Origin of the sequence: Micromonospora sp. ATA51 (genome assembly GCF_016802855.1) — a bacterium.
GTDB classification, from domain to species: domain Bacteria; phylum Actinomycetota; class Actinomycetes; order Mycobacteriales; family Micromonosporaceae; genus Micromonospora; species Micromonospora sicca.
On the sequence record NZ_JAEVHJ010000241.1, the window covers coordinates 1 to 10,318 of the forward strand.

Annotated in this window: 7 protein-coding genes and 2 pseudogenes; 3 read left to right on the forward strand and 6 right to left on the reverse strand. The window is 68.3% G+C overall.

Annotated elements, in window-relative coordinates; all coding sequences use genetic code 11:
* Positions 1-465 (reverse strand): reverse transcriptase domain-containing protein (locus tag JNW87_RS27905; RefSeq protein WP_255544425.1); only part of this gene is annotated, 465 nt, incomplete at its 3' end.
* Between the two features lie 718 nt (positions 466-1,183).
* Between JNW87_RS27905 and JNW87_RS27910 the strand changes: the two genes are divergently transcribed.
* Both JNW87_RS27910 and JNW87_RS27915 read left to right on the forward strand, forming a co-directional pair.
* Positions 1,184-2,620 carry an NF041680 family putative transposase gene (locus tag JNW87_RS27910; RefSeq protein WP_109804799.1) on the forward strand — a complete coding sequence of 479 codons (1,437 nt, stop codon included), beginning with the start codon at positions 1,184-1,186 and terminating at the stop codon, positions 2,618-2,620.
* A 227-nt stretch (positions 2,621-2,847) separates the two neighbouring features.
* Positions 2,848-3,579 carry an IS5 family transposase gene (locus JNW87_RS27915; RefSeq protein ID WP_255420241.1) on the forward strand — a complete coding sequence of 244 codons (732 nt, stop codon included), beginning with the start codon at positions 2,848-2,850 and terminating at the stop codon, positions 3,577-3,579.
* A 34-nt stretch (positions 3,580-3,613) separates the two neighbouring features.
* Here JNW87_RS27915 and JNW87_RS27920 read toward each other — a convergent pair whose 3' ends face one another.
* The 5 genes and pseudogenes from JNW87_RS27920 to JNW87_RS27940 form a co-directional block, all read right to left on the reverse strand.
* Positions 3,614-4,018, reverse strand: coding sequence for a DUF2267 domain-containing protein (locus JNW87_RS27920; RefSeq protein WP_161557982.1), 405 nt, complete (start codon positions 4,016-4,018; stop codon positions 3,614-3,616).
* Positions 4,019-4,498: 480 nt separating this feature from the next.
* Positions 4,499-5,479: a zinc-binding dehydrogenase gene (locus JNW87_RS27925; RefSeq protein ID WP_109804796.1), complete on the reverse strand. Its 981-nt coding sequence runs from the start codon at positions 5,477-5,479 to the stop codon at positions 4,499-4,501.
* 360 nt (positions 5,480-5,839) lie between these two features.
* Positions 5,840-7,765, reverse strand: a complete 1,926-nt coding sequence (locus JNW87_RS27930; RefSeq protein WP_236648440.1) for a S9 family peptidase — start codon at positions 7,763-7,765, stop codon at positions 5,840-5,842.
* Positions 7,766-8,491: 726 nt separating this feature from the next.
* Positions 8,492-9,073, reverse strand: a pseudogene (locus JNW87_RS27935) (dihydrofolate reductase family protein).
* A gap of 66 nt (positions 9,074-9,139) precedes the next feature.
* Positions 9,140-9,979: a helix-turn-helix domain-containing protein gene (locus tag JNW87_RS27940; protein WP_236648441.1), complete on the reverse strand. Its 840-nt coding sequence runs from the start codon at positions 9,977-9,979 to the stop codon at positions 9,140-9,142.
* Positions 9,980-10,102: 123 nt separating this feature from the next.
* Between JNW87_RS27940 and JNW87_RS27945 the strand changes: the two are divergent.
* Positions 10,103-10,318 (forward strand): annotated as a pseudogene (locus JNW87_RS27945) (hypothetical protein); the annotation flags it as partial.

Genomic DNA, 10,318 nt, shown 5'->3' on the forward strand with positions numbered 1-10,318 from the left:
GAGGTCCCACCGGACGCTGTCGAAGAACTTCTGAATGTCAAGATCGATCACCCAGTCTTTCTTCCAACACCGTTGCCGGCAACGCTGGACCGCATCCAGAGCCGACCGATTCGGCCGGTAACCGTAGGAATCCTCGTGGAATATTGGATCCACCCGGATCCCCAAGTGCCTGGCTACCACCGTCTGCGCGACCCGGTCGGCGACGGTGGGGACGCCGAGCATCCTCGTGCCGCCGCCGTGCTGTTTCGGAATCTCCACCGCTCGCACCGGAGGCGGAAAATACGTCCCCGACGACATCCGATTCCAGATCTTGTAAAGGTTGTCTTCCAGATCGGCCTCGAAGTCGGCGATGGACTGCCCGTCCACCCCCGGCGCACCCTGATTGCGCTTCACCTCACGAAACGCCTCCCAGACCTCCCACTTCGAAATCTCAAACGGCTTCGCTGGTGACTTCAGCTTGTCCATCGGCTCCTCCCGAAAAAAGTCCGGTTGACCAGACACACACAGCCACGGATGACCCGGCCCCTTCGCTCCACCCCCATTACAGGGGCTTCGGCACTACTACGAGCCGGTCCGCCAGCACGCCTCGCGACGGTACTCAACCCCTTGCGGTGTCAGCCGCTCGGAGCGCTCCCTCTCGCACCCCCTACGGGGCAGCGGTGTCGAGACATGCCTTCCCACGTTCCATGCAGGAGCAGCAGATCAGGCTCACGTCACCTCCATGCCGGACACCACCTGGCCAGTAAACGGGTATCCGCCAGGCTCTTCCCGGGATCAACAAGGCACCCCGGTTTTGATGCCACCTGAAGTTAAATAACGACACGTCGTCAGTGATTCGCTCACGCTCGTCTTCCTGATCCCCACCTGACACTTCAATCAGTGCCTTTTCCACATCGCTCACCACGGTCGCGTTACCACTTCCGCAGCATGTGGCGGTTTGGAACCTCCCCCCGCAGGGCGACTCCGAAGGGCCAACCTTCATCTCCTGCACAGCACCGCATAAAGTCGCTCTACCTACATAAGCTCCTCCTTGCGTTCGTGGCACACCTTGTCGTTTAACCTGCCGGCTCGATTAGCTGCGGGTTTGGCTCGGGATCGGGCTGCGCACTGTGGACAGTGAGCGGCCTTGGCGTGATCATGGATGTTGCTGAAGACATCAATGATCGACACCAAGGCCGTGAGGATGAGTGTGCTGGATGACGCTGCCCGCGTCGAGGCTTTAGCGGTGCTGTCCACGTTCCGGACCGAGTTCTACCGCTGTCTGACCGCCCGCGCTGACGTCCTGTTCGAGGTGACTGACGCGCTGTTGTGTACGGACGGGCCGGTCAGGTCGCTGGTCGATCTGGTGTTGGCGCCCGAGCACCGCCGTGGCCACGGCGGCATGTACGACGGGTTGAACTGCGGACGCGTCGACGTCGCGCGGCTGCGGCGCAGCATGGCGGGCCTGCCGGTGCCGCGGGCCGCCGACGGGCGGATCGTCCTCGCTGTCGACGTCAGCCCTTGGCTGCGCTCCGACGCCCAGACCAGCCCGGACCGGTTGTTCTGCCACGTCTACGGCCGAGCCAGGAGCCAGTCGCAGTTGATCCCGGGCTGGCCGTACTCATTCGTCGCGGCCCTGGAAAGCGGCCGGACCTCCTGGACGGCCCTCCTCGACGCCGTCCGGCTCGGCCCGGCCGACGACGCGGCCGCCGTCACTGTCGACCAGCTACGCGCCGTCGTACAACGCCTCATCGCCGCCGGCCACCACGCGCCGGGCGATCCGCGGATCCTGATCGTGTGCGACGCAGGCTACGACATCCCCCGCCTGGCGTTCCTCCTCGCCGACCTGCCCGTGGACCTGCTCGGACGGCTGCGCTCGGACCGGGTGATGGCCCTGCCACCACCCCCACGGCTACCCGGGACGACGGGCCGGCCACCCAAACACGGCCCCGAACTCGCCCTCGCCGACCCTGACACCTGGCCAGCACCGCAAACCGTCACCACCACGCAGACCACCCGCTACGGCACCGCCACCGCGACCGCCTGGGACCGGGTCCACCCACGGCTGACCCGCCGCACCTGCTGGCTCGACCACGACGGCGACCTGCCGATCATCGAAGGCACCCTGATCCGGCTGCAGGTCGACCACCTGCCCGGCGACCGCCACCCGAAACCGGTCTGGCTGTGGACCTCCATCACCGCGGCCACCGGCGCGGACGTGGACCGCAGCTGGCAGTCCTACCTGCGCAGATTCGACCTCGAACACACATTCCGGCTGCTCAAACAGACGCTGGGCTGGACCCAGCCCAAGATCCGCACACCCGACGCGGCTGACCGGTGGACCTGGCTGGTCATCGCCTGCCACACCCAGCTACGCCTCGCCCGCGGCCTCGCCGAGGACCTCCGCCGGCCCTGGGAACGACCCGCCGACCCAGACCGGCTCACCCCAGCCCGGGTCCGCCGCGGGTTTCGCCACATCCACCCGAAGACCACCCACCCCGCCAGTGCACCGAAACCCGGCAAGGCCGGACCCGGACGGCCACCAGGCTCGAAGAACCGGCAACCCGCGCCCAGCTACGACGTCGGGAAGACCGTCAAACGCGCCCGATCCATCACCGAACGACGAGAGCAGACAGGTTAAACGACAAGCTAAGAGCCTGGTAAATAAGGGGTTCGGGCGACCGCCGGATCGGGTGCGAGATCGATGATCGTGCCGGTGCCGGTGCCCGGCGTGGCGGCGTGACATGGGGAAGGGCCTTCGGTACGAGCAAAGGCGACTAAACCAGCACGACCGAAGGACCAACCCTGTCTGTATACCTTGTCGCCGGTGTCGCCGCATCTACCGCCCCGGGCAGCCTCGCCGATCACCTGCCGACCGCCCGGCCACGGCACTATCCGTCCGACACCACGGATGCCGAATGGGCCGTCCTGGCCCCGCACGTGCCGGCCGGGACCGGACGCGGCCGGCCGATCACCTACCCCCGCCGGGACGTGGTGGACGCGATCCGCTACCTCGACCGGACCGGCTGCCAGTGGGATGCGCTGCCCGCCGACTTCCCCCACCACAAGCTGGTCTACCACTACTTCACGACCTGGACCCGCGACGGAACCTTGAACCGGATGCACAACAGTCTGCGTGAACAGGTCCGCGAACAGGTCGAGGGCCGCACCCGGCAGCCGACCGCCGCGCTGGTCGACTCCCAGTCGGTACGCGGCGCGGAGACCGTCGGCCGGCCCGGGCGTGGCTACGACGCGGGGAAGAAGGTCAACGGCCGGAAACGGCACATCGCCGTCGACACCTGCGGACTACTGCTCGCGATCCTGGTCACCGGCGCCAACGTGCAGGACCGCGACGCCGCCCGACGGTCGGGGCGAGCCCTGCGCGGCATTGAGACACAACGTGATCTCGACGCTCATCATGGGCAGCCCCGGCCCGTCGTCTCATCAACCCGATTACACGTTGCTGGGGACGAACCCCATCACCGCTATGCAGGGACAGACGACGGCCGAGGCACCGGCCAAGAGCTTGACACAAAACGACCTACGCATGCCCTGCCGCTGTCCGCGCGTCCCTGGCGCGCACTCTCCATCGCGCGGTAGCAGGCGGCGGGTTTGTCACGCGGTGTGACGACCACTAGCGGGCCCGTCGTTCACCGGGACGGAGGCCCACCGGTTCGGCCACCTGCCAGAAGTCCTTCGAGAGTTGAGCCACCATGTCCTGGAACTCCTCAGCCGGGACAGCCTCACGCAGTGTGGTGAGCACCGCGCGGACGCCGGCACTGGCGAGCACACCGTCGACGCCGGCGCGTGCCGTCACCCGCTGAACGAACTCCCCGAGCCCGAACGACTCGGGGTGTTCCCGAGTCTTGCGCAGGGGATCGTCAAGCCCTTCGGGAAGCTGATCGGCGAGATCATTCGCCTCGCCTCCGCTGATCCGATCTGCCAACGTCTCCAACGTCGCCCGGGCTATCGTCTCCGCCTGATCGGCCGACACCCCTGTCCGCCTGGCCACTGCCTCAACAAAATCCTCGTAGACCACCTGGATCCTCCTCTCGACCAGACCGCCGTCTACCCGTTGCCGACGCCTCGAACCGCTCCGCCGCCTAGGCCGAGTGGAGTGTCCGCCCAGCCTTGCCCGTCATGGAGCCTGGCGGTTTCGCCGTTCCAGCCAGTAGCCGCACAGGGCGAGCGCGATGACGGTGTCCTGGGCGACCAGCGAGGCTGGCAACCCGAGCAGCCGGGACGGCGGGCGCGGGCGCTGTCGGCCGACGAACTGTCACCCATCAACTGGAAGAGATGTGGCCCAGGTCCGTCCCAGCACATGCTTGACGGATGCCCTGGTCTTTGGCCCAGACATCACCGCCGGTGATTGCGCCCTCAGCCAGGCGGAACACCCTCTCATAGCCGATGTGCGGATGTTGAGCAGACGCCAGACCGTGTCGCGCCCGTAGCCGGAGTAGAGAGCCAGCGCTGAAGCAGTGGCGAATGGGTTCCATGCGCCATCGGCATCGACGGCAAGTCAGCTGGCCGTTTGGCCGCCGATCAGCAACAGTGACTTGCCCACCGTCGTGCGCGCGGCAAGTGCGCGGTGGGCGTCAGTGGCCTGCTCCAGCGGGTAGGTGGCGCCGATCGCCGGGCGCAGGCGTCCCTCCGCGGCCCGTTCCAGTGCCAGGCCTAGCAGTTCGCGCACGGTCTTCTGGTTCGGTGGGCCGTCGAGTAGCGGAGCGAGCACCCGTATGCCGCGGCGCGCGGCCGACTCAGGATCCGGTGCGGCGAAGCCGTCGGCGGTGCCGTAGGTGACGAACCGGCCGCCGTCGGCCACCGCGTCCAAGGCGGCCGCGCCGAGCGGGCCACCCGCCCCGTCGTAGACCAGCGCGGCGCCGCCACCGGTCGCCTCACGCACCCGGCGGATCCAGTCCGACCGCGTGTAATCGACGGCAACCTCCGCGCCCAGCTCGCGGGCCAGTGCCAGTTTGACGTCGCTGGATGCGGCGGCGACCACCCGGGCTCCGGCGTCGGCGGCCAGCTGCACCAGCAGTGATCCGGCTCCGCCGGCAGCCGCTGAGACCAGCACCCATTCTCCCTTCTCCGGCGTGCCCAGCCGGTCCAGGCTGAGCGCGGTCACGCCGTCGTGCACCAGCGCGGCCGCCGCCTCGATGGCCAGCCCGTCGGGCACGGGCATGATCTCCTCGACGTGCGCGACGACTCGTTCGGCGTAACCGGTGCTGGTCCGTACGACCACACGCCGACCGATCCATGCCGGGTCCACCCCTTCGCCGGTCTCCACCACCGCGCCCGCTCCTCCGCCACCTGGCACGTACGGCAACATCCGCGGGAAGAAGTCCTGACCCCAGCCGCTGCGCAGCAGGGTGTCGAGGAGAATGACGTCCGCCGCAGCCATGCCGACGACGACCTGGCCGGGTCCGGGCGCCGGGTCGGGCAGTTCCGCGGGGGACAGCACCTCCGGGCCGCCGAACACGGCCACCTGGATTGCGCGCATGTTTAGCACCCTTCACGTGAGGCAGCGTCCTGGCCAGTGTTCAAGCTGAAGCTTGGTTGAGGTCAATGTTCGCGCTCAGGTAGGGAGACCAAGGTCAGCGCAATCGATTCGCGACCTTTCGATGATGATCAGGTGCACACATCTGCCGCGATCCGCGCATGGCGGAGCGTGACGGCGGCCGCTACCGCTCGGCATCCTGATCTTCCGAGATGAGTGCCGTGGCTGCTGTGGAACTTCGACGACGATCAGCAACTGGGTCAACGCCTGCCGCGGCTTGCCGCCCTGTTTCTGGAATTGGGTGGCCTGGCCTGCCGCTGTCAGCCGCATCGGCCGTGGCGGTCGTGGCGGTCGGACGTTGGGTCATCCGAGCCACCGGTCGAACCATGCGCGGGTGCGGCGGAGTACGTCGAGTTGGTGGTTGCGTTCGCGGATCGAGTGGTTCTCTCGGGGATAGACAACGTACTCGTGCTCGACTCCGAACCTGCGTAGCGCGCGGTGGAAGAACTCCGCCTGTGATACCGGAACGTTGGTGTCGTTCTCGCCGTGCAGGATCAGCACCGGCGTGCGGACCTTGGAGGCGTACGAGATCGGGCTGAGCCGGTCGTGGCGGTGTGGACCCGGTCCGTCCCAGCCACTGCTACCGCCGAGGGCCGACTCGAACGGCCCCTGTTCTCCGGTTGCGGCGAGCATTCCCCAGTCGCTGATGCCGGCGCCCATCACGGCGGCCTTGAACCGGTCGGCCTGCCCGACCGCCCAGGCGGCCATGAACCCGCCGTGGCTCCAGCCGCCGATGCCCAGCCGGTCGGGGTCGGCGACGCCATCGGCGATGAGCAGGTCGATGCCGGCGCAGATGTCGGTCCACTCGTCCAGGCCGACCGCACCGGCGACGCGCACCGCGAAGTCGTGGCCGTGCCCTTGGCCGCCGCGCGGGTTCGGCAGAAACACGGCGTAGCCCGCGGTCGCCAGCCACTGGCCGGACGGGTGCCAGCCGAGCATGAGCCGGTCGGCGTGCCGGTCGTACGGGCCGCCGTGGACCAGTGTCACCAGCGGAAATGGCCCGTCCTTGTGGGACCGGCCGGCGGGCAGGATCAGCAGGCCGTCCAGGGCCAGCCCGTCGGATGCCTCGTATGACAGGCGTTCCTGGACACCCCACCGGATGGCGTGGAGTTCGGGCCTGAGGTCGGTCAGCCTCGTCAGCGGCCCGCTCGTGGGGCCGGCGTGGACGTTTCCGGGCTCGTAGGACGTGCTGACGACCGCCGCGACGGCGTCACCGTGCCGGTTTGTGGTCAACGACGTCGCGAGGCCGTCGACCCGGGACACCTCGACGAGGTTGGGCCCGGCTGGATCGAGCCGGTGGATCGCGGTATCGAGCCCGTCGGCGACCAGCACCAGCGGCGGACCGGTGTCGACCTGAACCAGGTTGCTCGGGCAGGCGGTCGTGCCGGCGGTCAGGTTACGGTGCTCGCCCACCGGCCCGTTCACCGGTACGGCGACATCGAGAACCGCGTGTCCGCCCGCCAGAGCGGGCGGGGTCTTCGCGACATATGCCAGGTGCCAGCCGTCGTCGGCGGGCCACCAGACGAGCGACGACGCGTCCGCTGCGGCCGGGCCGAGGTCCCGCGTCACGCCGGTGTCCGGGTCGAGGAGGTGGAGACCGGGCTTGACCAGGCCCGGGTCCACGTCGGGGGTCGACCAGGTGAGGACCGCCAGCGTTCCATCGCCGGGCCGCTGGGCCACCTCGACGACATGGCGATCGCCGAACGTATCCGGTGTCCGGACCTCCCGGCTCCGTACGTCGAGCAGCCGCAGCCGGTCCGGGCGTACGCGTTCGCCCCACACCCGAGCGTCGTCGCGCTCTCTGTCCCGACGTTCGTCCTCAGCGGACGGTTCATCGGCCGCGATCACCACGACCAGGTCCGGATCGGCCAGCGGGAGGTGACCGGACACCCCACCGGCCCAGGACGTGACCGCCTGCACGACACCGTCGACCAGCCCCACCCGGTGCAGTTGCGCCGTGCCACGCTCGGCCCGGTCGGAGAGGAAGTAGATCAACAGCGAATCCGCAGCCCACCGCGGCGCCGAATCGTACGCCTCACCCGAGGTCAATCGTCGCGGAGACCCGGTCCCGTCGACGGCGGCGACCCAGAGTTCGCTGACCAGGTGATCACCAGCCCGCCCGACCGGGGCGACCACGTAGGCGACCCACTTGCCGTCCGGCGACAGCGCCAATGCCTGCGGAACACGACCATCAACCACCAACTCGGCGGTGAGCTGTGCACGGGCCACCGATGCACAGTAGCGATCAACCACCACGGCGGCCAACCGCTGCCGCAACGCCTCAGCAGCATGGCTGCGGCGTCCTCGCAAGCAGTCCCGATCTCGACCAACAACGACAGGAGGAGACGATCTGGCTACTTGATCGGATGCGCACATCTGCCGCGATCCGCGCGCTACGCGGCGTTACGAAGTGCTGACTCGGCCGCCATACGCACATGCCGATGTGCGCGCGCGTGATCATGCCGCGGACGCACGACGTTGCTGGATGCCGGCGTGCCTACCCATTGCAGTACCCTCGGACGACTCATGCGGGCATGGACGGGAGGACGCGGGCGTGTGGACCTCCCGGGAACAACGTCGAGTTTCACCGAGTTCCAGACCCTCGCGCGACTCGCCGCTCAACACGACGAGATCATCCGTCTGCGGGCCGCCGCCACCTCCGCCAGCCGAGTCAGCCGACTTCCGCAACGGGCAGCGACCATCGGCTCATGCAACTGACCGAGCGACCAGGCCGACAGCGAAGCGGCGTCGGTGTTCGGACAAGGGAGGGGGGTCGGCACCAAGATACGACGGAAACCGGCAACCAGTGATCTTGAGTTGAACTTGCCGCAGGTGAGGTGCTGGGGCGGATCGGCGTCGGCTGCCCGACCAGGGACAGCGATGCGCAAACGCAGCCGGAGGCCCGATCTTGTGTCACCGTTCGCAGTGGACTTCTTCGCGTACCGCTCAGATCGGTCAACGGCGCACCCGATAGCGCAGGTGAAGCACCCGGTTGCCCTGAATCACCACGTCAGGATCCTCCAACAGATGCTGCGCGTCGACCGACCCGAAGTAGCGCTTGCCGGACCCGAACACGACGGGCACGACGTCCATGCGCACCTCGTCGATCAGGCCCGCGGCAAGCACCTGGCCACCGACGTCGCCAGCGGCGACCTCGACCATGCGGTCACCCGCAAGCTCCTGCGCCTTGGCCACGGCTGCCTCGACGCCGTCGACGAAGTGAAACGGCGCCTCCGGGTCCCAGCCCTCGGGCTCCGGCCGGTGCGTCACGACGACCACGTGGTCGATCCCGCCCGGAGGCTTCCCGTCCCAGCCGTCCGTCATGTCGAAGACGTGGCGGCCGACGATTGTCGCCCCGATCTAGTCCCAGTACGGCCGGGTGTAGTCGTAGGACGTCTGCGACACCTTCACCTCGCCGCTCTCGTCCAACGGGACGTCACCGCTGGACAACCATTCGAACAGCGGTCCGGGCTGGTCATTCTCGTCCGCGACGAAGCCGTCCACCGACACCGAGCTGTACATGACCACCTTGCCCACGGGGCTCTCCTCTGCTTTGGGATGCCCCTAAATTAGCGTGTCGTGAGCTGTCGCTCTTGTAAGAAATCAATCCGCCGGCAGCGGCCAGCCGTCCAGCGCGTGGCCGGGATGTTCGCGCAGGAACCGCCGCCGGACTTCGACGTACCGGGTCGGCGTGAGCCCGGTGAACGCCCGGAACTCGTGGCCGAAGTGGGCCTGGTCGAAGTAGCCTGCGCCACCGGCGAGGTCGCCCCAGTCGATCGGAACGGCGGGGTTGATCGCGAACACGGTGGCGGCGAAGCGGTAGGTGCGGGCCAGCCGCTTCGGCGTGACGCCGATGAGCTCCTTGAACCGCTGTGCCAGATGAGTGCTGCTGACACCGGCTGCCACGCTCAGGTCGCCAATCGCCACCGCACCGCTGGTCGCCGCGATGACGCTGCTCGTATGGCTGACCAGCCCCAGGCCGGCGGTCTCGCACAGCCGTCGCATCAGCTCCTCCTCGAGCAGCGTCAGCATCTCGTGCGGTCCGTCCGCCGTGGCCAGCCGGTCTCGCAGCTCAGCAATGGCGGGCCGGCCCCAAACCTGCTCTACCGTCACCGGCCGGTCACACAGCTCGGCCGCGGGCATCGGCAGGAACGGCGCCAGCCCCCACGGCTTGAAGTGCACGCCGACGGACCGGGTCCGGCGTGGGTAGCCGAACTCCAACGCGCGGGTGGGCGTGGTGACCACGCAGCCGTCGGCGTACTCGGCCGTCTCGATGTCGGTGCCGGCGCGGATGCGGAACGGCGCCCCGAGGTTGACGATGAGCAACGCCGCCGGCATCGGCGGCAGCGTCAGCCGGGCGTACGGCGGCGCACCCTCCAGGTAGTAAAGGTCGTCGATCAGCCCGTCCAGCGGCGGTCGCGACACTCTGGACACGTACTCCACGCGCACAGCATCGCCGACGCCCCGCCGGCATCGCGCGCCGGGACCCTCTGTGGCAACCTTGAAGGAGGCGGCCTGAGCTGCTGAAACTCTGACCCGTGAGGGCGTGCAAGGAGATCCACCCCCGTGACATTGCATCATCCGGAACCCGACCCCGAGGTACCAGCAAAGCCCCGAACAAGGACATACACCGCCGCGTACAAGGCGCGGATCCCGGCCGAGTACGAGACCCTCGACAAGGCCGGCAAGGGTGCCCTGCTTCGTCGGGAAGGCCTGTACACGTCGCTGCTCGCGGCGTGGAAGCACCAGCGTGACGCCGGCGCCCGCGAGGCCCTGGCCAAG

Excerpts from the sequence above, each read along its gene's own strand:
- JNW87_RS27910 (WP_109804799.1), top strand. The coding sequence starts at position 1,184 with ATGAGTGTGCTGGATGACGCTGCCCGCGTCGAGGCTTTAGCGGTGCTG.
- JNW87_RS27925 (WP_109804796.1), bottom strand. The coding sequence starts at position 5,479 with ATGCGCGCAATCCAGGTGGCCGTGTTCGGCGGCCCGGAGGTGCTGTCC.